This window comes from Aestuariivirga sp. (genome assembly GCF_046294715.1).
In the GTDB taxonomy this organism is placed as follows: Bacteria; Pseudomonadota; Alphaproteobacteria; order Rhizobiales; family Aestuariivirgaceae; genus Aestuariivirga.
Genome location: NZ_JBKBKI010000001.1, coordinates 13598 through 38513 on the forward strand (window position 1 = coordinate 13598; position 24916 = coordinate 38513).

At 63.3% G+C, this 24916-nt stretch carries 23 protein-coding genes; 13 read left to right on the forward strand and 10 right to left on the reverse strand.

Annotated features, from left to right (window positions below; genetic code table 11):
- The first annotated feature begins 205 nt into the window (after window positions 1–205).
- The 6 genes from ACK4HL_RS00070 to ACK4HL_RS00095 all read left to right on the forward strand — a co-directional run bounded on the left by ACK4HL_RS00070 (window position 206) and on the right by ACK4HL_RS00095 (window position 5515).
- A complete protein-coding gene (locus tag ACK4HL_RS00070; RefSeq protein WP_409755218.1) occupies window positions 206–1093 on the forward strand; it encodes an SMP-30/gluconolactonase/LRE family protein in 888 nt (295 codons plus the stop codon).
- 114 nt (window positions 1094–1207) lie between these two features.
- Window positions 1208–2347, forward strand: a complete 1140-nt coding sequence (locus ACK4HL_RS00075) for a PotD/PotF family extracellular solute-binding protein (protein WP_409755221.1) — start codon at window positions 1208–1210, stop codon at window positions 2345–2347.
- Between the two features lie 9 nt (window positions 2348–2356).
- On the forward strand, window positions 2357–3208 hold the full coding sequence (locus tag ACK4HL_RS00080; protein ID WP_409755224.1) for an ABC transporter permease: 852 nt from the start codon (window positions 2357–2359) through the stop codon (window positions 3206–3208).
- The gene (locus ACK4HL_RS00085) at window positions 3205–3990 is read left to right on the forward strand and encodes an ABC transporter permease (RefSeq protein WP_409755227.1); all 786 of its coding nucleotides are present in this window, start codon (window positions 3205–3207) and stop codon (window positions 3988–3990) included. The genes ACK4HL_RS00080 and ACK4HL_RS00085 overlap by 4 nt, the downstream gene beginning before the upstream one ends.
- A gap of 2 nt (window positions 3991–3992) precedes the next feature.
- A complete protein-coding gene (locus ACK4HL_RS00090; protein ID WP_409755230.1) occupies window positions 3993–4757 on the forward strand; it encodes an SDR family NAD(P)-dependent oxidoreductase in 765 nt (254 codons plus the stop codon).
- Complete coding sequence (locus ACK4HL_RS00095; protein ID WP_409755233.1) at window positions 4757–5515, forward strand: SDR family NAD(P)-dependent oxidoreductase; 759 nt, start codon at window positions 4757–4759, stop codon at window positions 5513–5515. The genes ACK4HL_RS00090 and ACK4HL_RS00095 overlap by 1 nt, the downstream gene beginning before the upstream one ends.
- 7 nt (window positions 5516–5522) lie before the next feature.
- Here the strand turns inward: ACK4HL_RS00095 and ACK4HL_RS00100 are convergent, their stop codons facing one another.
- The 7 genes from ACK4HL_RS00100 to ACK4HL_RS00130 all read right to left on the reverse strand — a co-directional run bounded on the left by ACK4HL_RS00100 (window position 5523) and on the right by ACK4HL_RS00130 (window position 12792).
- Window positions 5523–6689, reverse strand: coding sequence for a mandelate racemase/muconate lactonizing enzyme family protein (locus ACK4HL_RS00100; RefSeq protein ID WP_409755236.1), 1167 nt, complete (start codon window positions 6687–6689; stop codon window positions 5523–5525).
- The gene (locus tag ACK4HL_RS00105; protein WP_409755239.1) at window positions 6686–7645 is read right to left on the reverse strand and encodes a hypothetical protein; all 960 of its coding nucleotides are present in this window, start codon (window positions 7643–7645) and stop codon (window positions 6686–6688) included. Before ACK4HL_RS00105 ends, ACK4HL_RS00100 begins: the two co-directional genes overlap by 4 nt.
- Complete coding sequence (locus ACK4HL_RS00110; protein ID WP_409755242.1) at window positions 7642–8466, reverse strand: carbohydrate ABC transporter permease; 825 nt, start codon at window positions 8464–8466, stop codon at window positions 7642–7644. Before ACK4HL_RS00110 ends, ACK4HL_RS00105 begins: the two co-directional genes overlap by 4 nt.
- Window positions 8463–9350 (reverse strand): carbohydrate ABC transporter permease, encoded by an 888-nt coding sequence (locus tag ACK4HL_RS00115; RefSeq protein ID WP_409755245.1) that lies wholly within the window; start codon window positions 9348–9350, stop codon window positions 8463–8465. Before ACK4HL_RS00115 ends, ACK4HL_RS00110 begins: the two co-directional genes overlap by 4 nt.
- Window positions 9351–9392: 42 nt before the next feature.
- Window positions 9393–10730, reverse strand: a complete 1338-nt coding sequence (locus tag ACK4HL_RS00120) for an ABC transporter substrate-binding protein (RefSeq protein WP_409755248.1) — start codon at window positions 10728–10730, stop codon at window positions 9393–9395.
- Window positions 10731–10757: 27 nt separating this feature from the next.
- Entirely contained in the window at window positions 10758–11534 is a 777-nt protein-coding gene (locus ACK4HL_RS00125; RefSeq protein ID WP_409755251.1) for an SDR family NAD(P)-dependent oxidoreductase, read from the reverse strand.
- A 124-nt stretch (window positions 11535–11658) separates the two neighbouring features.
- The gene (locus tag ACK4HL_RS00130; RefSeq protein WP_409755255.1) at window positions 11659–12792 is read right to left on the reverse strand and encodes a mandelate racemase/muconate lactonizing enzyme family protein; all 1134 of its coding nucleotides are present in this window, start codon (window positions 12790–12792) and stop codon (window positions 11659–11661) included.
- 92 nt (window positions 12793–12884) lie between these two features.
- Between ACK4HL_RS00130 and ACK4HL_RS00135 the strand changes: the two genes are divergently transcribed.
- On the forward strand, window positions 12885–13694 hold the full coding sequence (locus ACK4HL_RS00135; RefSeq protein WP_409756108.1) for an IclR family transcriptional regulator: 810 nt from the start codon (window positions 12885–12887) through the stop codon (window positions 13692–13694).
- Here the strand turns inward: ACK4HL_RS00135 and ACK4HL_RS00140 are convergent.
- The gene (locus tag ACK4HL_RS00140) at window positions 13654–14817 is read right to left on the reverse strand and encodes an ABC transporter substrate-binding protein (RefSeq protein WP_409755257.1); all 1164 of its coding nucleotides are present in this window, start codon (window positions 14815–14817) and stop codon (window positions 13654–13656) included. The two genes, ACK4HL_RS00135 and ACK4HL_RS00140, sit on opposite strands and share 41 nt — an antisense overlap.
- A 119-nt stretch (window positions 14818–14936) precedes the next feature.
- On the opposite strand from ACK4HL_RS00140, the gene ACK4HL_RS00145 reads away from it, so the two are divergent.
- The 6 genes from ACK4HL_RS00145 (at window position 14937) to ACK4HL_RS00170 (ending at window position 22766) form a co-directional block, all read left to right on the forward strand.
- A complete protein-coding gene (locus ACK4HL_RS00145; RefSeq protein ID WP_409755260.1) occupies window positions 14937–16460 on the forward strand; it encodes an ABC transporter substrate-binding protein in 1524 nt (507 codons plus the stop codon).
- A 74-nt stretch (window positions 16461–16534) separates the two neighbouring features.
- Window positions 16535–17485, forward strand: coding sequence for an ABC transporter permease (locus ACK4HL_RS00150; protein WP_409755263.1), 951 nt, complete (start codon window positions 16535–16537; stop codon window positions 17483–17485).
- A gap of 3 nt (window positions 17486–17488) precedes the next feature.
- Window positions 17489–18385: an ABC transporter permease gene (locus ACK4HL_RS00155; RefSeq protein WP_409755266.1), complete on the forward strand. Its 897-nt coding sequence runs from the start codon at window positions 17489–17491 to the stop codon at window positions 18383–18385.
- Window positions 18382–20397, forward strand: a complete 2016-nt coding sequence (locus ACK4HL_RS00160) for a dipeptide ABC transporter ATP-binding protein (RefSeq protein WP_409755269.1) — start codon at window positions 18382–18384, stop codon at window positions 20395–20397. The genes ACK4HL_RS00155 and ACK4HL_RS00160 overlap by 4 nt, the downstream gene beginning before the upstream one ends.
- Window positions 20378–21550 carry a mandelate racemase/muconate lactonizing enzyme family protein gene (locus ACK4HL_RS00165; protein ID WP_409755272.1) on the forward strand — a complete coding sequence of 391 codons (1173 nt, stop codon included), beginning with the start codon at window positions 20378–20380 and terminating at the stop codon, window positions 21548–21550. Before ACK4HL_RS00160 ends, ACK4HL_RS00165 begins: the two co-directional genes overlap by 20 nt.
- A 7-nt stretch (window positions 21551–21557) precedes the next feature.
- Window positions 21558–22766, forward strand: coding sequence for a mandelate racemase/muconate lactonizing enzyme family protein (locus ACK4HL_RS00170; protein WP_409755275.1), 1209 nt, complete (start codon window positions 21558–21560; stop codon window positions 22764–22766).
- A 90-nt stretch (window positions 22767–22856) separates the two neighbouring features.
- Here ACK4HL_RS00170 and ACK4HL_RS00175 read toward each other — a convergent pair whose 3' ends face one another.
- Together ACK4HL_RS00175 and ACK4HL_RS00180 are read right to left on the reverse strand one after the other, a co-directional pair.
- On the reverse strand, window positions 22857–23390 hold the full coding sequence (locus ACK4HL_RS00175) for a DUF4376 domain-containing protein (protein ID WP_409755278.1): 534 nt from the start codon (window positions 23388–23390) through the stop codon (window positions 22857–22859).
- An 11-nt stretch (window positions 23391–23401) separates the two neighbouring features.
- Window positions 23402–24916: a hypothetical protein gene (locus ACK4HL_RS00180; protein WP_409755281.1), complete on the reverse strand. Its 1515-nt coding sequence runs from the start codon at window positions 24914–24916 to the stop codon at window positions 23402–23404.

The window sequence follows — 24916 nt, forward strand, 5'->3', positions numbered from 1 at the left end:
CAATAACACTGTCCCCAGCCTCGATTTCTGCTAGTCTCAATGCACGACCAGCAGAGGGAAGGCGCACCGCTTGTATCGCCTCTTGGAGCATGATCACGGGCAGCCGCTGTGGCAATCTTAAGGGCGGGGGCGGACCACAGCTGACGCCAGAGCGCGTTCACTTGAGCTTTCCTCAACAAAGACAAAGGTAGAGGTAAACATAACCATGGCAGCATCAGTTCCCAAAGTTGTGGCTCAGACACGCGACAGGTTGGGCGAAAGCGCCATGTGGCATGCGGACGAACAGGCGATCTATTGGGTCGACTGGTATGGCCCGGTGCTTCACCGCATGAAGGCGGGCGGCAAGGTGGAGAGTTGGACCATTCCGGGCAGCACGCTGATCGGCTCGTTCGTGTTCGCGGCGGGCGGCTGGCTGATGCTAGCGGTCGATAGCGGACTCGTGCTGTTCGACACCGCGACCGGTGCGCTTTCGCCCTTCGCCGATCCCAATAGCGGGCGCGAGCAGGTCTCCTACAACGACAGCAAGATCGACCGGGCCGGGCGGCTGTGGGTCGGCACGTTCGACCTCGCGGAGACCGAACCGCGCGGCATTCTCTATTGCATCGAGCCCGATGGTCGCGTGACCGTGGGTGACAGCGGTTTTGCTGTGTGCAATGGCCCCGCTTTTTCTCCCGACGGCGGGGTGCTCTATTTCAGCGACTCGGCCGCTAAGCGCATCCTCGCTTATGACCTCGATCGCGAGAAACCGGTACTGCGCAATCGAAGGATCTTTGCGGAGATGGCTCCCGATGAAGGGATGCCTGACGGGCTAACCGTCGATGCGGAGGGCTGCCTGTGGTGCGCGCATTATGGTGCTGGCCGCGTCACGCGCTATGCACCGGACGGCAGCGTGAGGAGCGCCGTCACGCTCCCCTGCCCCACGGTGACGAGCATGAGCTTCGGCGGGGAAAACATGACGACGCTGTTCGTCACCACTGGCTGGAGCCCCGGAATCACCCAGGCGGGGGATGAAACTGGGCCTGGCGGCTCCCTGTTCGCCCTTGACGCCGGGATCGCGGGACTGCCCGAGCCCCTGTTCGAGCCGCGGGATTGACGGCCTTTCAGCAATGGTCTTAACTTCCTGCATATAACAGCGCGCCCCATCGCAGGGCGGCGAGCGGGAAACGCATTGTCACGTCCGGCACAACGCTCGGGGAGGAAAAAGACCATGCCCAGCTTCGCCTCATCCACGCAATCCATTCTTGCCCTCTCGCAGATGTCGATGATTTCGCGGCGCGGTCTTCTCGGCGCGGCGGCCGTCGGCGCGCTCGGCCTTCACGCGAGGCCCGCTCAGGCGGCCACCACCATGACGTGGATGGGCTGGCAGGGCTACGAAACCCCGATCACCTCCGGCAGCTTCCTGAAGGACAACGACATCGACTTCCAGCCGACCTTCGTCGCCTCGAACGAGGAGATCATCACCAAACTCCAGGCGGGCGGCATCGGCAAGACCGACCTGATCACCATGTATTTCGGTTATCTGCCGATCATGGCGGAGGGTGGATTGCTGGAGCCGATCGATCCTTCGAAAGTCGATCAATTCGGCGACCTCGTGCCGCAGTTCACATCCCAGCAGGCGATCCGCTTCCAGGATAAACTCTATGGCGTGCCGTGGAACTGGGGTTCGCTGCCGCTGATGTATGACCCGGCCGCGGTCGCCGCGCCGCCCGAGAGTTGGCTCGACATCAAGAAGCCGGAGTTCAAGGGCAAGGTCGCGATGGTGGACGATCCCCTCGGTAACCTGCTGGTTTGGGGCACCGTGGTAACGGGCAAGCCTATGGGAACGCTTCTCACGCGCGAGGAGCTTGCCAAGGTCATCGACGAGCTGATCGACATCAAGAAGAACCACGCGCGAGCCTTTTTCGCCACCTATGGCGACATGTCAGACGCTTTCGCGCGCAATGAGGTCGTGGTGAGCGCGATCGGGTGGGAGGCAGTGGCGGTGTGGACGAAAAGCAAGGGCAAGGAAATACGCTACACGATCCCGAAGGAGGGAACGGGCATGTTCATGGACTGCCTGTGCATCCCGAAGGACGCGCCGCACCAGGATCTCTCCTACAAGATGATCAATCACGTGATCTCGCCGGAGCCGCAGAAGATCTTCGCCACTGAGCAGAGTGCCGGCATCACCAACCTGAAGGCGGTGCCGCTGCTGCCGCCGGAGCTCGCGCAATCCTACAACTACGCCGACCTAGACGGCTTCATGCAGAAGGCGCGCCTGCAGCCGGTGCCGCCTTCCGAGTATGACGGGACTACGGCAAGCTATGATGACTTCCTTACCGAGTATGCGAGGCTGCAGAAAGCCTAAGGCTTTAACTTGAAGATCCTGCGAAGCCGCCTCACGGAGTGGCAGGCGCCGTTACTCATGCCTGCGTTTCTGGTATGGCTGTGCCTTTTCTCCATTCCACTGTTCAGCTTCCTCGTCTTCAGCTTCTGGTCAGTGCGGGCGCGCATTATGCGGCCCGATTTCACGTTCAAGAATTACATTGCGACCTTCACTGACTATGGCGACGTGCTGCTGTGGACGCTCCTGACGGCGCTGATGATCGCCGTGACCACCACCCTGATCGCATATCTGTTCGCATACGCGATCAGATTCCGCGCAGGGCGCTATGGTGATCTTCTGCTATTCGTCACGCTCATCGCACTGTTCGGCGGCTACCTCGTGAAGATCTATGCCTGGAAGAGCATTCTTGGCAGGGATGGCATCATCAATGGGTTGCTGCAATCCGCGGGACTCATCGAGGAGCCGATCGGCGTTCTCATCTACTCCCAAGGGGCCGTCGTAATCACGCTCGTTTATTTCCTCCTGCCGTTCGCCGTGCTGCCGGTCTACGGCAACATGCGCGCCATCCCCGACGACTTCATCGAGGCCGCGCGCGATCTCGGCGCAAGTCCCTTCGGCGCGGCACGCGACGTGGTGCTGCCGCTTTCCGAACGCGGCATCAACGTGGCCTTCCTGTTCTGCTTCCTGATCTCGGCCGGGGACTATGTGACGCCGCGCTTCGTCGGCGGCGGGGCCTCAATGATGGGACACTTCATCGAAACGCAATTCTCCTTCGGCTTTAATTGGCCGATGGGGAGTGCGATGTCCTTTACGCTGCTGGTGGTCTCGCTATTGGCAGTGACGCTCTTTCGCACCGTTCTGCGGCGAAGTCTTGCACGATGACGATCGGGATTACCGCCAAAGCGATGTGGATGCTGTTTCTCGCGGCGGTGCTGGCGCTGCTGGTGCTTCCCCTGCTGCTCGTTGTCGTATTCAGCTTCAACGATTCGGCGCTGACGAGCTTTCCGCTCACAGGCTTCACCTTGCACTGGTATGTTAGGCTCTTTGCCAATGAGAGCTTCTGGCCCTCACTGACGAACAGTCTCGTCGTCGGTGGCGTGGTGTCGGTGCTCTCAGTCGCGGTCAGCCTGCTCGCCGCGCTGGGGCTTGCGCGCATGCAGTGGGGCTATCCGCAAGCGGTGCTGGCCGTGCTCAGCGCGCCCATGATGCTGCCCGCGCTCATCATCGGCGTGGCGCTGCTCTCCTTCTTCGTGCGGGTCATTGCGGTGCCACTTGGGTTGCCGACGGTAATACTGGGGCAGCTCGTGGTGATCGTGCCCTTCGTCATCGCCATCCTTCATGCCAGGCTGTCGAGCTTCGACTGGTCACTGGTCGAGAGTGCCCGGGATCTGGGTGCGAGCGGCTTCGGCGCCTTCATGACGGTGACGCTGCCGATCATTCGACCTACGCTCATCGGCTCGGGCCTGATCGCTCTCTCGCTTTCGCTCGACGACTTCGTCATCACCTTCTTCACGATCGGAAGCGGCAATACGCTGCCGACGCTGGTGTGGGGCCTCGTACGCACCGCGCTCGATCCCACCATCAATGCCATCGCGAGCCTGCTGCTCGCCCTCAGCATCGGCTCCACCGTGCTGGCCCTCAAGCTGATCGATTACAGGCGCTGAATATGATCACATACGACTACAGCGGCAAGATCGTGCTCGTCACAGGCGGGGGGCGAGGCCTCGGCTTCGCCATCGCGCGCGCCTTCCTGGACGCGGGGGCCAAGGTGATCCTCAATGATCGGACGGAGGAGATCGTCGCCCGGGCGATCGCGCGGCTCGATACGCCCAACGCCTTCGCCGCGCCCGCCGATCTTGCGCGTGCGGAGGGCGCCGAAGCCGCGGTTGCGCCGGCGCTGCAGCTGCAGCGCCTAGATGTGCTGGTGAACAATGCCGCTGTAAATGTCGAGCGCCCCATCGAGCAGACGGACGACGCGCACTGGGACCTGCATCTGGGCGTGGTGCTGCGTGCGCCTCTCTTCACCACCCGGGCCGCGCTGCCGCTTCTCTCGGCATCGGAAGGATCGGTGATCAACATCGCGTCCGAACTGGGACTACATGCTATCGCCAACAACGTGGCCTATGTCACGGCGAAGCATGGGCTGGTGGCGCTCACCAAGGCGCTGGCCATCGAACTGGCACCGCACAACATTAGGGTCAATGCACTTTGCCCCGGCACCATGGACACCGAGCTCATGCACGATTGCGCCCGCGACAGCGGCGACCCCGAAACGTATTATCAGGACTTCCGCGCCTACCATCCCCTTGGTCGGCTTGCGATCCCCGAGGAGATCGCCGCTTTCGCGTTGTGCCTCGCCTCGCCGGCGGCCGCCTATTTGACCGGCGCGGCGATCCCCATCGACGGTGGCAGCACAGCGGGGAGGCGGTGATGGCGCACTTCAACGGCAAACGCATTCTGGTCACCGGTTCGACGCGCGGCATCGGGAATGCGGTGGCAACCCGCCTGCTGGACGAGGGCGCAACCGTGATCCTCCATGGCCGATCGCTGGGCGCGGTGCGATCGGCAGCGGGGCCGCTTCGCCAAGCCTATGGCAGCCGGGTCGAGGGGCATCCAGCCGATCTCGCCGATCGAGAGCAATGCCGATCGCTCTGCCGCGCCGCGGGCGACGTGGACGTGCTGATCAACTGCGCGGGTGTGCTGGAGAGCCGCCCCCTCGCGGATACCGATGCTGGCCACTGGCAGCGCGTCATCGACGTCAACACCACGGCGCCCTGGATTCTGGCGCGCGGACTTCTGAGCACGCTCAGGTCGCGGCGAGGGCTCATCGTCAATGTCAGCTCGGATGCGGGACTTCTCGGCTACGCCGGGCACAGCGCGTATTGCGCGTCGAAAGGTGCGCTCATCGGGCTCACGCGGGCGCTCGCCGTGGAACTTGCCCCTGATGTGCGGGCGCTCTGCGTGTGCCCGGGCCCTGTCGACACCGACATGATGCGAAAGGCCGTGGCAGCGGAGCCCGAGCCGGAGACGGCGCGTGCCAGCTGGGCCAAGCTGACGCTGCTGGGGCGGGTGGCAAAGCCAGAGGAAATTGCCGCCGCCATCGTCTTCGCGGCCTCTCCCGACTGCAGCTTTGCGACGGGCAACCTGATCTCCGTCGATGGAGGGGCAACGGCGGGGCGGCGGGTCTGAGCCGGGGTCATTCGTCCCGGCGCCACCTTGCGACGAGCTCCTCGTTAAGCTCGATTCCGAGCCCGGGGCCTTCCGGCAGATCCATGACGCCATCCACGACAGCGGGTTCAGGGAAAACGAGCTCGCGCCGCATGGGACTGTCGAACACATACGGGGATACATATTCGAAGACGGGTGCGGCCGGGCACGCCGCCTGGAAGTGACGGCCAACCGCCGAGGTGATGCCCGTCTTCCAACCATGAGGAACGACCTCTGCTCCCATCAGCTCACAAAAATCTGCGATGCGGCGGATTTCGGTAAGGCCGCCGCCGCGGCCGATATTCGGTTGAACGACGCCAACCTTTCCCCTGGTGATCCATTCGCGAATTTCAAAGCGAGTGGCGGCGGCTTCCGCTCCGCAGATGCGAATAGAGCTTTTCTCGGCAAGTCTGGCATGGCCTTCGATATCGTCGTGCTGCAGCGTGGCCTCAGCGAAGAAGATCTCGTACTCAGCGATGCGCTCCAACACGAAAAGCGCATCGTGCCAGTTATGCCAGCGGTACCCGAAATCCAGCGCCATCAGCATCCCGTCACCCAGCATGCGGCGGCCTTCGCCGATGAGGCCCACGAGTTCGCGGTCGCTGACCAGATCGTAGAACAGGACTTCCATCTTCACCGCCCGGAACCCAGCGGCACGCGCAGCATCGAACTGACGGCCGATCTCCTTCATCAGCTCACCCACGCCGCGGCCTTGGGAGAGACCGGGATAGATAGTGCAGTAGGGCCGCAGCTTCTCGCGCCGCGCGCCGCCCATGAGCTTGTACGCGGGAATGCCGAGCTGCTTTCCCGCGAGATCGTGCAACGCGATGTCAATTGCCGAGAGCGCGTGGATACCGAGGCCGCGGCGGCCCGGCCAGAAGGTACCGTCATAGAGCTTCTGCCAGATCGCCGCGATCTCGACCGGGTTCTCGCCGACGAGGATTTCGCTCGCATTGCGGCTCCAGAGATGCGCGGTCGGCATCTCGATGAAAGCCTTCACCACAGAGGGCGGTGCATCGGCCTCGCCGAAGCCGTATCGGCCGTCTTCGTCATAGACCTTCACGATCACCGTGTCGGCCGTACCGTCAAGATCGTTGGCGGAGCCGGCGGGCGAATAGACGGGGATCACCTCGATACGGGCGATACGGCTGGTCATGGTGGAGAGCTCCCGATGGGGCCTGAGGGGCGGAACACGAAAAGCGAGAGCCTCGTGCGGTGGCAGCTGCCCGGCTCGAGTTGCAACAGGCGGCCGCCCCTGGCCGTGGCCTGCGCAAGCCCGAACGCCGGCCTGGTGGTGTTTGGCTCAATGCCGATCAACATGGCGCGACCGTGCCAGGGCGGATCCACCAGTCCTTGCAACTCGCACCAAAGCCAAGCGCAGGGGAAGAGTTTCGAATCCCATTCGAGCTTTACGGCAATGGCGTCGTCCAAGCGGCGGATCGCGGCCCAGGCGACATCGAACCGGTCGAGATAGAGCAAGGCGGAGAGCGGGGCCTTCGGCCGGCTGATGTCGACCGCGCCACGTTTGCCCGGCATGGCGGAGAGTTCGCCGCAAGCGCCGGGGAGAAGCATGTTGGCGGCCGGGTCGTAGACACCGTCGACCATGACGCGTCCGGCACCCGATGTGATCTCGAAGGGGCCGGAAAGAAGATCCGAGCCGAAGGTTGCGTGGTGGCCCCACATGACGTCGACGGGGGTTCCGCCCGTCATCTCCACCTCCTCCTCGATGACGAGTTCAGCCCCAGAGAGCGACATCGTTCGGCTCATGGTGACGGGAACCGTGAAAAAGCGTCGCGTGAGCGTCACCCTGCCCTCCCGCAACTCCGCGCGCCAGGGAGTGATCGAGGCCTCGCCATGAAAGCCGTGGAAGACACCTCCGAAGTTGCAGGCATCGCCGCCGTTGGGAAAGAGCAGCGGCCAGCCGCCGGTATAATAGGGAAGCCAAGCGTTCTCGTCCTGCGCCCCTGTTCCTGGAAACGGGCCCTCTTGCGTGTCCCACGGCACGGTGCCGAGGATCGAGAGTCCAGTTTTCCGGTGCATGATGGAGGTGATCGTGCCGCCGACGCGGGGATCGAGTGTGATAGCCAGTTCGGCGCTCTCCAGAGTGATCATTTCAGCGATCCGGCCATGAGTCCGCGGATGAAGTGCTTCTGAAAAAGGACATAGAGAATGAACATCGGCGCGCTGGCGATGACCATGCCCGCCATGGTGAGTGGCACCTGGTTGTTGTAGCGGCCCTGGAAGACGCTGATCCCCGCCATGAGTGTTCGCTTCGCATCGTCCTGAAGGAAGATGATGGCGATAAGGAGGTCGTTCCATACGAAGAGGGAGTTGACCACCATCAGGGTGAGGAGCGGCGGCAGGGAAAGCGGCAGCACCACTCTCCAGAGTATAGTGAAGGAGCCTGCGCCGTCCATCCGAGCGGCCTCGAAGAGCTCGCGCGGCACGGTGCGGAAGAAGGTGGTGAGGAGATAAACCGAGAAAGGCGTAATGAGGCCAGCGTAGATGATAACGGCTCCGGTATAGGTGCTGATGAGGCCGAGCCGCGTATAGAGCACGAACAGCGGAACGATCATCACCACGGGGGGTACGGCCATCAACGTGGTGCTTGTGAAGAACAGCGCGTCGCGGCCGCGGAAGCTCATGGTGGCGATGGCATAGGCGGCTAGACAGGAGACCACCGTGCTGAGGAGGACGGAACCGAGGACGAGAACCGCGCTGTTGGCCATCCATCCGAGGAAGGGACTGTCGGCAAGTACGGCGTGGAAATGCTCGAGCACCAGGCGCGACGGGGGTCCGATCTTGTCGAGCGCGTATTCCTCGTCCGGCTTGAGGGCGGTCATGATCATGAAGCCCGTCGGCACAAGGGCGAGGAAGGCGGCGAACAGCATGACCGCTTGCTTCACGATGGTGTCCGCGGAAAGTGATCTCATGGGCCGCGTTCTTCCGCAGCCACCCGACGCCTTGCACGGAACAGCGGATACATGAGCGCCACCGCCACCAAGAAGAGCAGCACCGAGGCCGCCGACGCGATGCCGGGAAGGCTGGTGCGGATCAACGCGTTGAAGATGTAGAGCTCGATCACCATGGTGGCCGTGCCCGGCCCGCCGCGCCCGCCGCCGACGATATACACATAGGCAAAAACCGCGGAGAGCAGCGTGATGACGCTGACGATGACATAGAATTCAATGACACCGCGCATCTGCGGAACGATGATGTGGAAAGCGCGTTGCCACCACGAGGCGCCGTCGATCTTCGAGGCCTCGATCGTCGCCTCGTCGAGGCTCAGCAGCCGGGCGAGGAAGAGGATGATGCCGAGCGCCGACTCCCGCCAGATGATGAGTACCATGACCGTCCACAGAGCCACATCGGGCGAGCCAATCCAGTCCAGCGCCATGAAGTCAAGCGACAGCCACCGCAGCACCTCGTTCACCGGCCCAGAGAACTGGAACATACGTTTCATGACAACCGCGATGATCGGCACGGCCAGGATGAAGGGCACGAAGACTATAACGCGGTAGAGCCTCCAGCCCGCGACGCGCTCATAAAGCATGATCGAGACGATCAGCGAAATCAGCACCATTGCCGGGATGGCGAGCAGGAGCTGCAGATTGTGGAGAACGGATTCCCAGAACAGTCCCTGCGAAAGGATGAGCTCGTAATTTCGAAACCCGATCCAAGGCCCGTCGATGCCGCGCACCATCTTGAAGCTGAACTCGAAGATACGGACGAGCGGATAACCGAAGACGAAGAGAAGCAGCGCCACCAGCGGCAGCACATAGAGATAGGCCTCGAACCGTTGCGCCGCCACCCTCATGGCAGGAGCGGCTCCCCGCCTGGGAGCCGCTTCACCGGAAAATCACATCTTCGAGAGATCATCGGCCCACTTGCGGTAATTCTCGACCATATCCGGATTGAACTCGCGCCATTCCTTGGCGACGTCTGACGCGAGCTCTCCGGCCTGCTCGCCGGTGATCTCGCCCGAGACGATGCGCTGCCCGGTGGGAATGGCGGCGCGCTCGTACCACTGGCCAGGAACGAGATTGGTGACGTTGGAGATGTTGGGTGAGAGTCCCCATTTTTGCCACATGTCGCGCACGGCGGGATCGGTGATGACGCTCGAATCGAAGGTGGTGTTGGAGGGTAGCCAGCCCGTCGCGTCCCAGAAGGCCTTGAGGCGTTCGGGAGAGTTGAGGAATTCGAGGAATGCAGCAGCCGCGGCAGGGTCCTCCGCGTTGCTCGAGATCCCGAGGCCCTGCATGTCCACAAGGGGGATGCCGGCGAGCTTGCCCGTGCCGTAGACGGGCATCACCATGTATCCGATCTTGCCTTCCGTCGCCTTGCTATCCGCCGGAAGCCTCGTGCCGATGGTCTGGCCGATTCCGAGCTTGCCTGCCACTACCAGGTCAATGCCGGGGTAGAGTTCGAGCGAGGGCATGTCCCTGTTGAGGAAACCCTTGTCGCGCAACTCCTGTAGCCTGACCCAGTGCTCGTGGTACTTCGGATCCCGGAAGTCCTTGTCGCCGATGAAAAGCTGCACTGCCTCCCCGAAGCTGTCGAGGTTCTGGACCAGGCTGTGGCTGATGTACCATTCGCTCCAGTAGCCGTCCTGGATGCCGCCGCCGATGGCCTCCACGCCGGAGGACTTGAGCTTGTCGCATGTGACCAGCAACTCATCCCATGACTTGGGCGGGTTCTCGGGGTCGAGGCCCGCCTTCTCGAACAATACCTTGTTGTAGCACCAGAACATCGGCAGCGGATACCAGCCGAGCCTGTAGGTGCTGCCTCCGAAATTGCTGAGGATCGTTGGATTTGAGGCCTTGATCACGTCGTCCTTCACAAGGCCGTTGACCGCCCGGACATAGCCGAGCCAGACGCTTTCCATGTGATAGATGCCGTTCCACAGATACTGAATGTCGGGAGCGTTGCCCGCCGCGGCGGCGGTCTGGAACTGCGAGATCACCACGGCGGTGTCCTGCAGCATCGCCTTCACGGCCGCGTCTTTGTAGGCGGCAATGGAACTGTCGACGAATTTCTGGAGGCCCGGGAGTTCCTGCTCGCCCCACCACCACATGTCGAGGGTCTTCTCCTGGGCCAGCGCCGCGCGGGCAGCTGGGAATGCGGCCGCGCCGGTGAGCGTGGCCGCGCCCAGCACCAGGTCGCGGCGGGAGATGTTTGCAATCCGTGAAGCGCTCATGCTCGTTTCCTTCCCTATATCATCGTCTCAGAACGTGCTCATCAGGCCGCCGTCGACGACCAGCAACTGGCCTGTCATGTAGCGGCAGTACCCGGACGCCAGAAAGATCACGGTGCCCGATACGTCCTCCGGATAGCCGGTGCGGCCGAGCGGGATCTTGCGGCGGGCGACGTACCATTCCTGGAATTCCGGCGTCGTCGCTTCGTCCACGCCGTTCACGATCGACATGGGCGTGGCCATGAAACCGGGCGCCACTGAATTGACGAGTACGCCGTAGGGGCCGAGCTCCACCGCCATCGACTTCGTGTAGGCGATGATGCCGCCCTTCGCCGCGTTGTAGGCGCCGCAATCGCCGCTCGAGGCGAAGCCTTGGATCGACGCGATGTGGATGATGCGGCCTCCCTGCAGCTTCACCATGTGGGGCGCCACGAGTTTCGAGCCCATGTAGACGGCCTCGAGATTGATGGCGATGGTGCGGCGCCACTCTTCCAGCGTGTCGGTGAGGATGGTGCGAGTGGCGGGATTTATGGCGGCATTGTTGACGAGGACGTCGATGCGGCCGAGCCGGCTGATGGTCTCGTCCACCACGGTGGCGTAACGTTCATAGTCCGTGACGTCGAGTTCGAAGGAATGAGCCTTGCCACCGGCCGCCGCGATCTCGGCCGCGACGGCCTTGAGCGTCGCGGCGTTGCGTTCCAGCAGGACCACTTCCGCGCCCTCGCCCGCCATCTCCAGGCAGACAGCTCGGCCGAGACCCTGACCCGCGCCGGAAACCATGCAGACCTTCCCGTCGAGCAATCCCATGCCGGGCCCTTTGCAGCTTTGCGTCCGCGCGAAATTCCGAAATGGCGGACATTGATCTGAATTGCCGGAGAGCCACTATAAATGCAGCGGACCGACCGTCAAGCGCCGCCCGCCGGCCTGGGGCTCATCCCCGGGCTCGATACTTCTCCACGGTTTCGCGATCAAGGCTCACGCCAAGGCCCGGCCTGTCCGGTACATCGACGCGCCCGTCAGTGCCAATCGGAAAAGCCTCGCGAGTGAGGTTCCAGCGAAGCGGCGACCGGCTTGTCGAGTATTCAAGGGGTTCGTCCCTCCAGTGCTGCGAGAGAAAGGCGAGGTTGGCCGCGATGGTGATGTTGGACTTGTAGCCGTGGGTGACGACGCGGCGGTCGAGCCGCTTCGCCATCGCCGAAATGCGCATCAGCTCAGTGAGGCCTCCTGCCATCGTGACATCAGGCTGCGCGATGTCGATCCTCCCGCGCAAGAACGCCTCTTCGTACTCGTATCGGGTGGTGAGCCCGAGATCGCCGCCGCCGATCGGAATGCCATAGCCCTGGAAGCGGGCGTGGCCGTCGAGATCGTCAACTGGCAGCGGGGCTTCCACCCAGCTGAAGCCGTTCTCCACGAAGATGGGCATGAGCGGCAGACCTTCTTCGGCCGTCGACCATGCGGTCGCCGCGTCGACCATGAGGCGGATCTCGGGGCCCACATGCTCGCGTGCGGTGCGGATCAGGCGCGCCGCCACGTCAACATCCTCGCGCCAGAAGGGATCTGCGACGATTTTGATAGCCTTTAGGCCCAGCGCCAGTCCCCTGTCGATGTTGCGGCGAACGTCGTCTGGCGCCTCCCCCAGAGGATAGACGGTGCCGTAAGCCAGCACGCTATCCCGTTGGCGCAAGCCCAGGAGGCGGCCGACGCTGGTGCCCAAGATCTTGCCGCGGAGGTCCCAGAGCGCAATATCGACGGCAGAAATGGCGTGGATCACCACGCCGCGCCGCCCGTAATAGCTTGTAAGGTCGTACATACGGTCCCAGAGACCTTCGATGTCGGATGGATCGGCGCCAAGCAGCACCTGCTTCAGTCCCATGGCGTGTGTATGCGAGCGGGGCGCCTCCACGATTGCGCGGATCACGGAGGGAACGCTGTCGACTTCGGCGATGCCGGAAATCCCCTCGTCGGTGTGTACAAGGACGAGGCAATTGTCATAGGAGCCGTCGAAGGTATCGCCGGTCCAGCCGGGCACGCGCAGTTCGATGACTTCGATGTCGGTGATCCTCATGCGGCCCCCATCTCAAGACCTTCCCAAGGTCAAACTTGCTGTTTCAAAATGCCGGACTTCGGTTTAGGATATCGGAAATGATCACGGATACAATGGCTCCTGAAAGCCGGCAGAGGCGGAAGCCCGGCAAGGCTATCGGGGATGAGGGCGGTAGCGAAGGTTCGCGCAGCGTGCGGCGGGCCATGGATATTCTCTCGCTCATGCTGTCGCACGGCGGACCGGTGACGGTGGCCCAGATCGTTTCCGAGCTCCGCATACCCAAATCAACTGCCTACGAGCTCGTTCGCACACTGAGCGAAGCGGATTACATCGCGCCTCCGAGCCGGGGCGCGGGATTCTTCATCGGCAGAAAGCTGTACGAGCTTGGCATGGCCTACCGCAGCCATGTGGACCTGCTGCGCGACGGCGCGCAGATCGTGGAGGAACTAAGGAACGAAACCGGCGAGACGGTCCAGCTTTCCGTGCTGGACAATCAGCTGATGATGGTGCTGATAAAGGAAGAAGGCCGTGGGCACCTGCGCATTATCAGCAATGTGGGAACGCGCGTGCCTGTGAATTGGGCGGCCGCCGGAAGGCTTCTCGTGTCGGATTTAAACGATGCGGAGCTAATAAAGCTTCTGAAGGCCACGATCCGCCAGTCACCCACGGGAAAGGCGGTCATGAACCTCCCCAAGCTGGTGGCGCAAATCCGGAAGTACCGGCGGCTCGGCTATGCCATCGAGTTGAACGAGGCCAACGCCCACGCCGGCTGCATAGCGGCGCCGGTGATCGACGCCTCGGGCCGCTGCATCGCAGCAATCAGCACGGTGGTTCCCGAACAGCGGCTGAACAAACCGAACCGCGACAGGCTGATCGCAAGTGTCAAAGGCGCCGCGGAGCGGCTCTCCCGCCGCCTGGCATAGCGGCTCGATGCAGGCGTTCGAGCGCATCGAAAAGTGATGCTTCGGTGAGGTTGCCACGCAAATGCGCCTCGATCAGGTCTCCGGCCTTCTCCTGGAATGCGAGGTAGCCGTCATAGCGCGGCCTGGTCCAACACCGTTCCATGGTTGAGCGCGTGTTGGCGTAGCAGCCGCCGAAGCGACCGTCGATTTCAGCATCTTCCCAGCACTCTGTGCGTGCTGGTTGGCCATGGTGATGCGCAAACAGCCTCTGAGTTTCCATACTGGCAGCAAAGCCGGCGTAGGCGAGCGCCGCCTGAGGGTGGGCGCTGCGGGCTGAAACGGCAAGCCCGGTGCCGCCGATCGTCGAGCCCCCCGGGCCCATGGGACCCGGAAGGTCGTGAAAGCGCAATGGATGGTGCTGGTCCGCCTCGGCATAGGTCGCATAGCAGTAGACGGCGGGGCAGAAGACGAGATCGTCGCTGACCGCCATGCGGTCGTGAAGCGCGATACTGTTCCAGTCGAGCACTTCAGGCGGGCAGAAGGACAGGAGTTCCCGGATCAAGTTCAGCGCTTGGCGGGCGTCGGCATGAGCAAATAAGGGATCCTCGGGTTTCGTGGCGCATGGGGTGCTGAGATTGGCCATCAGAGTAAAGAAGGTCATGAGGCTGTGAACGCCTTTGAGGCCGATCGCCAGTGACAGGCCTTGCACCCTGGCACGCCCGGCAAGCGCCAAAAGTTCGGCCCAGTCGCACGGCGTCTCCGCCTTCAGGCGCGCCATGAGGTCGGGACGCGACACAGCGACTTGACAGGCGGCGTCGATGGGAACGGCCCAAAGTTCGCCCCCCATCTCGTAGGTTGCAAGCGAGGAGCCGACGAAATCATACTTTCGGAGTGCAAGTCCGTTCAGAGAGAGGAGACAGCCGCTACGCGCCACTTGGCCCATGAAAGGGTGATCGAGAACGATCAGGTCATAATCTGCAGCGAGATCTTCTATGGGCGTGAACTCGAAGCCGCTCAATGGACGCGCATGCCACTCCACGGCGATCCCCGCGTAGCGTTCCGTAAAGCTCTCGTTCGCGGCGAGCAGCGGATCGACGGCGCGGCGATGGTTCCAGGTCATGCCCTTGAGCCTGATCTCCGCCATTCCTTCCCCGTTCACTTGACTGACGAACTATTGCAGTTCAAGTTCTGTCTGGCAAGTTGCACAAACGTCCGGCATTTCGGAATGTGTGAACACAAGAAAGCAACTGGAGGAGAACGCCCATGAGAGTGAAGAGATGGTTGTCTGGCGCAGCCGTTGCCGTGATCGGACTGTCCGCAGCGACACCGGGTTACGCAGCGGCCGGCGACGAGTGCGTAAAGATTCTTGGATATGAGTGGAGCGGCGAAAAGCAGTCGATGGACCCCGCCGACATGCACTCGGGCGACGACGCCTATCACACCTTCGCTGTCTACAACCGGCTCGTGGACGTGGACGACAACTTCAACGTTCTGCCCGAACTCGCGACCGAATGGTCGGTATCGGGTGACGGGCTGACCTGGACCTTCAAGCTGAGGTCCGGCGTCAAGTTCCATTCCGGCAAGGACTTCAGCTCGGCCGACGTGGTCTACACCTTCAAGCGGCTGCTCGACGAAAACACGGGCTCAGGTGCCCGCGCCGTGCTCGAGTTCCTCGATGCCGAGGGTATCGCCGCGCCTGATCCGTTGACGGTGACCTTCACGACGAAGAAGCCTGTTGTCGAGCTGCCGGTTCTTATCTCCAACAAGTTCACCAACATCGTGCCCGAGGGCGCGAAGGCAGAAGACCTGCGGCTCAAGGGTGACGGCACCGGCCCTTTCATGCAGGAGCAGTTCACGCCCAATGCCCCGGTCCGGATACTGCGCAAGAACCCCAATTACTGGGACGCAGGCAAGCCCAAGGCAGAATGCCTCAAGATCACCGTGGCGCAGGAGGCGGTTGCAGCGGTGACGGCGCTGAAATCGGGCCAGGCCGACCTCATGCTGAACGTCGATCCATCGGTCATCGCCACGGTCAAGGATGACCCCAACGTCCAGATGCTACAGACCGGCGCCTCGAATTCGATGACGGTGTCCATGTGGGTCGACACGCCGCCCTTCGACAATCCGAAGGTTCGGGAGGCGCTGAAGCTCGTCGTCGACCGGCAGGCGATGGTCGACACGGTGCTGCTGGGCTTCGGACAGGCCGGGGCGGACAATCCGGTTCCGGTCAGCAATCCTGCCTCCTTCACCAAAGAGGCTCCAAAGCAAGACATCGAGAGAGCGAAGAAGCTACTCGAGGAGGCAGGCTACAAGGATGGACTAAAGTTCGATCTCTATACGGCTGAAGGCGTACCTGGGATGGTGCGCATGGCGCAGGTCTACGCCGAGATGGCGAAAGCCGCAGGGATTGACATTAACGTGATCGTAACACCCGCCGAGAGCTTTTGGGATGACGTATGGCTGAAGAAGCCGATCGTTACCTCGGCATGGTCGATGCGGCCGCCTGGCGAGGGACTCGCGGTTGCCTATACGCAGAACGCCAAGTGGAAGGAGACGCACTGGGAGCGACCGGACTATGATGCGTTGCTGCAGCAAGCCAACACCACGGTGGACGAAGCGGAACGCCTCAAGCTGTTCCAAAAGACGGGCGAACTCCTGGCGAAGGAGGGTGGCCTGATCCTCCCCATGTTCGTTCACCAGGTGCTGGCGCTGCGCAAGGGTTGCGAGGGTTACGAGCCGCGGGCGCAGAACTTCAATCTCAACTTCGAGAACCTGAGCTGCAACTGAAGCACTTCTTCCACAACTGACGGGTTTGCGCAGGGCGAGGCCAGCCTCGCCCTGACGTCTCCCTGGAGGCATTCTTGCAGATTCCGCTGCTGATCGGCCGGCGTCTCGTGTTCTCGGCCGCGACATTGTTGCTTGTTTCGGCATTCGTGTTCTTCGTGCTCGAGGTGCTTCCCGGCGACGTTGCCACCCGTATCCTCGGCCGAGACGCAACGCCGGAATCGCTGCAGGTGCTGCGGGAACAACTGGGGCTCGACCAGCCCGTGCTGACCCGCTACCTTAACTGGCTTGGCGGACTGCTGACCGGTGATCTCGGGCAATCCCTCGTTTCCAGCCGCTCGGTCTCGGAGGTTCTGAGGCCACGGATCTTCAATACGCTGGCACTTTCTGTCTATGCCTTTCTCCTCTACCTGCCGCTCACCGTTGTTCCCGCCCTGCTGCAGGCTCTGACCCGCGACAGGACGGCGGACCACGCGCTCTCGGTGATGACGTTGGTGCTGCTCTCACTGCCCGATTTCCTGCTCGCCACAATCCTGCTGCTACTGTTCGTGTTATGGATTCCCGTGCTTCCCGCCATATCGCTGGTGGACGAGACGTCGAGTTTCGCGGAATACATGCACGCCATGACGCTGCCCGCCCTCACGCTGGCGATCGTCATGGCAGTCTACGCGGTGCGCATGCTCAGGGACAATCTCATCGAGGTGCTCGATTCCGACTATGTGCGCATGGCGGAGCTCAAGGGCCTGTCGCGCACGCGCGTTCTTCTGCGCCATGCGCTGCCCAACGCTCTGGTGCCGACGCTGAACGTCACGGCATTGAACCTCGCCTATCTTATCGGCGGCGTCGTGGTCGTGGAGAAGGTCTTCTCCTATCCCGGATTCGGCACACTGCTGGTCGACTCTCTGCAGCTGCGCGACCTGCCGGTGATCGAGGCGACGGTCATGCTCGCGGCGCTCGTTTATGTCGGGGCCAATCTGCTGGCCGACGTGGGGACGATCCTTCTCAATCCGCGGCTGAGGACGGGCTGAACGATGAGCGATGCCGAAATCGGGCTCACTGCAACTCCGACGCCGAAACGGGACTGGCTCTTGATTTGGCGACAGATGCCGCTGAGCTTCAGGATCGGCAGCGTCATCCTTCTGTGCCATGCTGCGGTCGCCATGACGGGACCGTTCTGGGCACCCTATGGCTATTCCCAGATGGGCACCGGGGCGCCGCTCTCGGGCATGAGCCTATACCACCCCTTCGGCGTAGACCAACTCGGCCGGGACGTGTTTAGCCGCGTGGTCCACGGCAGCTGGATCGTCATCACCCTATCGCTGGCGGGGACCCTGGCCGGCACCGTCCTGGGCGCGGTGGTCGGGCTGCTATCAGGCTATGTAGGAGGCTGGGTCGATGAGGTTGTGCAGCGCGTGCTCGAGGCGTTGATCAGCATTCCGTTCCTCGTGCTGGCGCTCATTGCCATCGCGGCGGCTGGTACCGAGTATTCGGGCAATCCCTACCTGCTCATCGGCGTGGTGGCGCTCGTATATGCGCCGCGCATCGCGCGCATGGCACGAGCCGCGGCAATCGACATCGCGACCCGGGACTATGTGACGGTGGCGCGGCTCCGGGGGGAAAGCGCATGGACGGTGATGCGCTGGGAGCTGCTGCCAAATGCCACGAGCGTTCTCCTCGTTGAATTCGCGCTGCGGGCTGGCTATGCGCCGGTGCTGATCGGATCTCTCGGATTTCTCGGCTTCGGACTGAGGCCGCCCACACCTGAATGGGGCCTGATGATCAGCGAGAACCGGGCGCTCATCATCGTCTCTCCCTCGACCGTGCTGGGTCCCGGCATGGCGCTCGCCTCCCTGGTCGTGGGGTTGAACCTTTTCACCGAAGGACTGGCGCGCGTGTTCGGACGAACCGTGAAGCTGGGTACCAGATGACCGAGCCGCTGCTCCAGGTCTCGGACCTTTCGGTCTCATATCGCCAGGGCCTCGGTTGGCGACGCGTCGTCGAGGGCGTCAGCTTCGCGATTCGGCGCGGAGAAGTCTTGGGCCTCGTGGGCGAGTCGGGCTGCGGCAAGTCGACGGTTGCGCTTCAGCTCCTGGGATTCCGTCACGGCTCCCTCCGCACCGATAGCGGGAAGATCTCGCTGGAGGGGACCGACGTTCTGGGACTCGACCGAGCAGGGCTCGACCGCATGCGCGGCGCCGAAGTGAGCTTCGTGCCGCAGAACCCGACAACCGCCCTTAACCCCGGCATGCGCGTGGGCGCGCAGATCGACGAGATTCTCAGCACACATGGCAGAGAATCGAGAGAGCGGACGCGGGAGATGTTCGGCCTTGTGGGCCTTCCGACGACGGATGATTTCCTGCGGCGCTACCCGCACCAGCTCTCCGGCGGGCAGCAGCAGCGCGTCTGCATTGCCATGGCGCTCGCCTGCGACCCGCGCTTCGTGGTGCTGGATGAACCAACGACCGGCCTCGACGTAACCACTCAGGAACAGATCGTCGACCTTCTGGTGGATCTGCGCGCGCGACTCGGCATGTCGATGCTCTATGTGACGCATGATCTCGGCCTGCTGTCGCAGATCGCCGACCGCATCGGCGTAATGTATGCCGGTCAGATGGTCGAAATCGCGCCGACAGACGACCTGTTCGCGGACCCGCGGCATCCTTATACGCGCGGCCTCATCGGCGCGCTGCCGCGGCTCGATAGCGATGACCGAGCTGTGAAGCCGCTGAGGGGCCTGCTGCAGCGGGAAGGATTGCCACAGGGGTGCCCGTTCGCGCCACGCTGCGACTTTGCTTTGCCGCGCTGCTTCGAGGAGCCGCAGAAGTTGGCGCGCGTGAAGGAGAGGCACGATGCGGCCTGCTGGAGAGTGCCAGACCTCCCGCCAAACTCCGCACCCGCTTCTCTCAAGGGCGGGATTGAGATGGCGCTGGAACGTGCCGAGCCGCTGCTCAGTGTCCAGAAGCTCTCTGTCACCTATGGCTCGGGCCGGCGCGCCTTCAGGGCCCTGAAAGATGTCTCTATCGACGTTCAGAAGCGCGAAACGCTGGCGTTGGTGGGCGAGTCCGGCAGTGGCAAGTCGACGCTGGCACGGGCCATAGCTGGCATGCTCGTCCCTTCCGCTGGCGTCATCCGGCTTCGGGGCGCCGAGCTTCAGAGCCAGGTGAAGCAACGAAGCCAAGAGCAGCGCCGCCTCATCCAGTTCATTTTCCAGAACCCAGACGCTTCGCTTAATCCGCGAGCCACCGTAGGCCGCAGCCTCGCACGGCCTTTGGAGTTCTTCTTTCCAGGCAATACCGAGGGCCGGGCCGAAAAGATCCGAGAGGCCCTTGCGGAGGTCCGCCTCGACGCTGGCTATGCCGCACGATACCCCGATCAGCTTTCGGGCGGCGAGCGGCAGCGCGTGGCGATCGCTCGAGCCCTGATCGCCGAGCCCGACCTCCTCCTCTGCGACGAGGTTCTCTCTGCCCTCGACGTTTCCGTGCAGGCTAGCATTCTCGACCTGCTGCAGCGCCTGAAATCCGAAACGGGCATCGCCATGCTCTTCATCTCGCACGATCTCGCGGTGGTGCGGATGCTGGCGGACCGGGTCTGCGTGCTGTTTCGGGGCGAAGTCATGGAAATAGGCTCACGCGAAGAGGTGTACTCGCCACCCTTCCACCCCTATACGCATTCGCTTCTCGAAGCCGTGTCCACCCCGCTCAAGAAGGGGGGAGCGCCGCGCAGCAGCCGGGTGCTTGGCACTGCCAGCGGCTTCGGCTGCCCCTATGCGGGCCGCTGCCCGGTGGAGATTGCCGGCCTCTGCCAGACCGAGCCGCCGCCCCTGCGCCAGAGCGGGAGGGGGCATGCGATCCGCTGCCACCATTCACTCGAAGAGCTCGACAAGCGAACCCGCCACGCGCGGAGAGAGGACCGCCAGACCCATGAAAATCACGAAAGTTGAATGTTTTGTCCTGCTCGTGCCGGACTACCGGGCGGATGCCTGCTCCTCCGCACAGGACAACCTGGTGGTGAAGATCCACACAGACGACGGGCACGTCGGGATCGGAGAAACCGACACCAACCCGTGGGTGGCCCGCGCCATGATCGAAGCGCCGGGCACGCACATCATGGGGCTGGGGCTCACCGAGATGCTGATCGGCGAGGACCCGCGAAACGTCGAAGGGTTGTGGGAGAAGATGTACCGCGGCTCCGCCATGACGGGGCGGAGGGGCCTAGGTATCTGCGCCATTGGCGCGCTCGACATGGCGCTGTGGGACCTCGTCGGCAAGATCGAGGGCAAACCGTGCTGGCAGCTGATGGGCGGCGCCACTAACCAGCAGATCGTGCCTTACGCCTCGCTACTGCCGGAGGGTGACGACCTCGAGACCTATGGCCGCGTGCTGCGCGAGCGGGCGCTGGCGGCTCAGAAGCTGGGCTTTCGTGCGGCGAAACTCGAGATCTGCCTCAAGGGCCCCTACTCGCACAATTCGCTGCAGATCCCGGATGACCGTGAATGTGCCCGCATGGTCGCTGACGTGAGGAAGGCCGTAGGCCCGGAGATGACGCTGATGGTCGACGTCGCATATGCCTGGCCCGATTGGAAAGAAGCACTGAGAGCAATCGCGATGTTCGCGGACCAGGATATCTATTTCGTCGAGACGCCGCTGCCGTCGGATGATGTCGAGGGTTATGCCAGGCTCTGCCACGCCTCGCCGGTCAAGATTGCGCTGGGGGAGTGGCAGAACACCCGCTTCGAGTTCCTCGAGTTCATGAATGCGAAAGCGGTGGACGTGGTGCAGCCCGACGTGGGCCGCGTGGGTGGGCTCACCGAGGCCAAGCGGGTGGGACTCCATGCGCGCGACCGCGGCCTCGGCGTGGTGCCGCATTGCTGGAAGTCGGCCATCGGCATCGCAGCCTCGGCGCATCTCGCTGCGGTTTCGCCCACCTGCACCTTCATCGAGTTCCTGCCAAGGGAGCTTGCCGACTCGGCCCTGCGGCGCGACCTTTGCAGCCGTGAACTCCCTGTCGTCGACGGCCACATTCCCCTGCCGGCGGAGCCTGGCCTCGGCGTCACCATCAACGAAGAGGCACTCTCCCGCTTCCGGGTCGCGTGAGGTCCAAATGAAGATCGAGACGGTTGATTTCTTCTATCTGTCCATGCCGAAGGTCGAGGACATCGGCGACGGGAGCCAGGATGCGCTGCTGGTGCGCGTCACCGCAGGTGGGATTGAGGGCTGGGGTGAATGCGAGGCCTCACCTCTGGTGTCCATCGCCGCCTTCGTGGCCCCCATGTCGCATGGCGCCTGCAAGCCGGTGCGCGACGTTGTCATGGGCAAGAGAATCGATAGTCCAACCGACATCGCCGCGCTCGCCGCCGATGTCGAAATGCAATGCATGGACCTGCTGCAGGCGGCGCACACCTTCTCCGGCATCGAAATGGCACTATGGGATCTTCTCGGCAAAATGAAGGGCGTACCCGCCTACCGTTTGCTGGGCTACGACAAGGCCTATCCCAAGCTTCCTTACGCCTCGCAGCTATTCGGCGACACGCCGGAGCAGACGCTCGCTGCCTGCAAGAAAGCGCGCGACAACGGCTATCGCGCGGTGAAATGCGGATGGGGACCCTTCGGGCGGGGCACGCTGAAGCAGGACCGCGACCAGTTGCAGGCGGCGCGCGAGGGGCTCGGACCGGAAGGGCATCTGCTGATCGATGCCGGACAGATCTTCCGTGAGGACGTCGACGCCGCGGCAGCACGCATCGCCATTCTAGAGGAGGTAAATGCGGGATGGCTCGAGGAACCTTTCCTCGGCGGCGCCTATGAGGCCTATGCGAACCTTGCGGCACGCGCGGGAGAGGTCAAGCTCGCGGGCGGCGAGGCCTCGCACAACTATCACATGGCACGACAGCTCATCGATTATGGACACGTCTCCTTCATCCAGATCGACTGCGGCCGAATCGGTGGACTGGGCCCCGCCAAGCGCGTGGCGGATCATGCTGCGGCGCGCGGCGTTACCTACGTGAACCACACCTTTACTTCGCACCTGGCGCTCTGCGCCTCGCTCCAGCCCTTCGCGGGGCTCGAGGAGGACAGGATCTGCGAATACCCCTTCGCGCCCAAGCCTGTCGCTTACGAAATGACCGAGACCCACCTTCTGCCCGACCGCAATGGCGAAATTCTTCTCCCAGATGCGCCGGGCCTCGGCATTGTCATGAGCGAGGAAGGAATCGCGCGCTATCTCGTGGATGTCCAGATCTCGGCCCGGGGTGAGCGCCTCTACAGCACGCCCCCCGTCGCCACGGCCGCCGTCCGGGAGGATGAAGGTGGCTGATACAGTAGGCCGGAGGTGGTTCGGGAGGTCGGCCGGCGCTGGATTCTACAACTGAGGTTGTGCCGGGGTGGGCGGCACCCTGCCTCAATCTCACGGCCAGCCGATGTTCAGCTCCAGTGCCTCGATCTCTTCAACTGTTATTGTCGCCGCGATCTGCGCCCGCAGTTCCGCCTCCCGGTCAAAACACGCCTGCACATGCGCCCGCACCGCCATGGCAACAGCCGTGATGGCCTGCGCGTCGAGAGGCACGAACGTGCCATCCGCCATCTTCCAGTTGACGACGGCACCTGGGTCGAGCTGGGCGCCCACCACGGCGCCGATGTACTTGGTCTGGCTCACCGCGTCGGTCGCAAGCGTGAAGCCCGAGAAGGTGGTGCCGCCCATTTCCTTCTGCCAGCGGTAGTCGGAGAGAAGCGCCAGCTTTTCGGCTTTTCTGTCGGCCAGCGAAGGTGGCGCGGTGCGGATCATCCAATTGCCACCCTCGGGACCGACATAGGGCGGCTCAGCCTGCTCCCGCACGACCGGATGCCAGTTCACCTGCTTGTGCGGAATGTCAGCGGGTCGACTGTCGAGGTGGCGGATTTCCTTGAACTCGCCGTCGATGAGAAGCGCGAACTCAGGCATTCAGTTTGCTCCTAGTGGAAAGTGGCCCATGCGTATGTCGCAGCTGAGGGCGCTGATGCGAGTATTGCGGCAGCGGACGCTGGGGCGCCAAATCCAGGGTTTAGTTTATAACCAACAGCCACGGCTTCATTCGACCCGGCCGGTCCGTCGCAAAGCGGGATGTCCAGCGCGCCAGACCAGGAGCTGACACCGACCGTCGCGGCGTTGGCCCTGATGATCATGCCCACCGCAACGCTGCTGTCGAGGGTCCACAGGTTGAAGGTTCGGGTGGTGGTTGGGGAGGACCACACGCTGTTGTTCGACTGAATGGGGATTGTGGAGGTAAGGCCGTAAACCACCATCCAGTCGATGCGGCATCCGGTGACGGCTTCGGTGTGCGTGACCTCGATGTTGACGAGACCGCCTGCCGGCACCTTCACGCAATGTATCGCACAACTCATGTACCAGTTGGCATTGATGCCGGCGTTGTCCGTGGCTTCCGTCGCGGTGATACCGTTGACCTTGAGCGTCGAGACGCCGAAGTTGCCGGCGCCCGTATCGCCAGTGGTCGTGAACACGATCACATGGCGGTCATCGGCTTCCTCGCCCAAGTCCTGATTGGCGAAGTTGTAGGTCGTCAGATCGGAAGTGCTGGTCGCCGTGCCCGTGTTGCCGAGCCTGACTTGCGGAACATCCGCTGCGTTGTCAGGAAAGAAACGCCCCGGCCCCCAGAGGATCCGCACCACGCCGTTGCGGCCCAGCCGTGAGTTGTCGTTGGTGTCCCCCGTGCCGCCGCCGCCGAACTGGCCGCCGCCCCAGGACGTGGAGCTTGCGGTCTGGCCGTCCGAGCCGCCCGAGCCGCCGCCACCGCCATTGCTGGACGCGCCGCCGTTTCCGCCAGCACCGTTACTACCTTGGCCGTAAATGCCGACGCCGCCGCCCGCGCCGGGGTTGACGCCGCCACTGGTGAACCATCCGCCGCCACCGCCGCCACCACCCCCGCTGCCAGCGCCACCGCTGCCGTTGAGGCCCGCGCCACCTGCGCCGCCCTTGCCCGTGTAGCCGCCTGCGCCACCACCACCGCCGTCATAGCTGTCATTCGTGCCGTTGCCCGTTCCGCCCGCACCGCCACGCCCGCCACCCTGGACATAGGCATAGTCGCCCGTGCCGCCGAGGCCGCCAGAGCCGCCGGTGGTCGAGGCCGTGGTGCCGCCGCCGCCAGCGCGGCAGAGCGGCGTGGTCCCGCGCAAGACCTCGGAGTTGCCGCCAGCCGCGCCGGAAGCCGCAGCGCCGACATTCACCGTGAGCGTTTCACCCGGCGTCACCGGGACATTGTTGACCCATGACAGGCCGCCGCCGCCAGCGCCGCCGCGCGAGATGCCCGTGGTCGTGCCGAGAGAGCCGCCGGCACCCACGCAAAGGATGCTGATCTCCGTGACGCCATCGGGAACGACGAACTGCGCCTCGCCACCGACGAGGAAGACCTGCTGCCCCGACGGCCTCCCGGCACCAGCGCCCAGCCCCACAAGCTGGTTGACCTTGAGCAT

Bases quoted from the DNA above. Each gene is read 5' to 3' on its own strand.
- ACK4HL_RS00070 (WP_409755218.1), top strand. From the start codon at position 206: ATGGCAGCATCAGTTCCCAAAGTTGTGGCTCAGACACGCGACAGGTTG.
- ACK4HL_RS00075 (WP_409755221.1), top strand. From the start codon at position 1,208: ATGCCCAGCTTCGCCTCATCCACGCAATCCATTCTTGCCCTCTCGCAG.
- ACK4HL_RS00085 (WP_409755227.1), top strand. From the start codon at position 3,205: ATGACGATCGGGATTACCGCCAAAGCGATGTGGATGCTGTTTCTCGCG.
- ACK4HL_RS00090 (WP_409755230.1), top strand. From the start codon at position 3,993: ATGATCACATACGACTACAGCGGCAAGATCGTGCTCGTCACAGGCGGG.
- ACK4HL_RS00095 (WP_409755233.1), top strand. From the start codon at position 4,757: ATGGCGCACTTCAACGGCAAACGCATTCTGGTCACCGGTTCGACGCGC.
- ACK4HL_RS00100 (WP_409755236.1), bottom strand. From the start codon at position 6,689: ATGACCAGCCGTATCGCCCGTATCGAGGTGATCCCCGTCTATTCGCCC.
- ACK4HL_RS00105 (WP_409755239.1), bottom strand. From the start codon at position 7,645: ATGATCACTCTGGAGAGCGCCGAACTGGCTATCACACTCGATCCCCGC.
- ACK4HL_RS00110 (WP_409755242.1), bottom strand. From the start codon at position 8,466: ATGAGATCACTTTCCGCGGACACCATCGTGAAGCAAGCGGTCATGCTG.
- ACK4HL_RS00115 (WP_409755245.1), bottom strand. From the start codon at position 9,350: ATGAGGGTGGCGGCGCAACGGTTCGAGGCCTATCTCTATGTGCTGCCG.
- ACK4HL_RS00120 (WP_409755248.1), bottom strand. From the start codon at position 10,730: ATGAGCGCTTCACGGATTGCAAACATCTCCCGCCGCGACCTGGTGCTG.
- ACK4HL_RS00125 (WP_409755251.1), bottom strand. From the start codon at position 11,534: ATGGGATTGCTCGACGGGAAGGTCTGCATGGTTTCCGGCGCGGGTCAG.
- ACK4HL_RS00130 (WP_409755255.1), bottom strand. From the start codon at position 12,792: ATGAGGATCACCGACATCGAAGTCATCGAACTGCGCGTGCCCGGCTGG.
- ACK4HL_RS00135 (WP_409756108.1), top strand. From the start codon at position 12,885: ATGGCTCCTGAAAGCCGGCAGAGGCGGAAGCCCGGCAAGGCTATCGGG.
- ACK4HL_RS00140 (WP_409755257.1), bottom strand. From the start codon at position 14,817: ATGGCGGAGATCAGGCTCAAGGGCATGACCTGGAACCATCGCCGCGCC.
- ACK4HL_RS00145 (WP_409755260.1), top strand. From the start codon at position 14,937: ATGAGAGTGAAGAGATGGTTGTCTGGCGCAGCCGTTGCCGTGATCGGA.
- ACK4HL_RS00155 (WP_409755266.1), top strand. From the start codon at position 17,489: ATGAGCGATGCCGAAATCGGGCTCACTGCAACTCCGACGCCGAAACGG.
- ACK4HL_RS00160 (WP_409755269.1), top strand. From the start codon at position 18,382: ATGACCGAGCCGCTGCTCCAGGTCTCGGACCTTTCGGTCTCATATCGC.
- ACK4HL_RS00165 (WP_409755272.1), top strand. From the start codon at position 20,378: ATGAAAATCACGAAAGTTGAATGTTTTGTCCTGCTCGTGCCGGACTAC.
- ACK4HL_RS00170 (WP_409755275.1), top strand. From the start codon at position 21,558: ATGAAGATCGAGACGGTTGATTTCTTCTATCTGTCCATGCCGAAGGTC.
- ACK4HL_RS00175 (WP_409755278.1), bottom strand. From the start codon at position 23,390: ATGCCTGAGTTCGCGCTTCTCATCGACGGCGAGTTCAAGGAAATCCGC.
- ACK4HL_RS00180 (WP_409755281.1), bottom strand. From the start codon at position 24,916: ATGCTCAAGGTCAACCAGCTTGTGGGGCTGGGCGCTGGTGCCGGGAGG.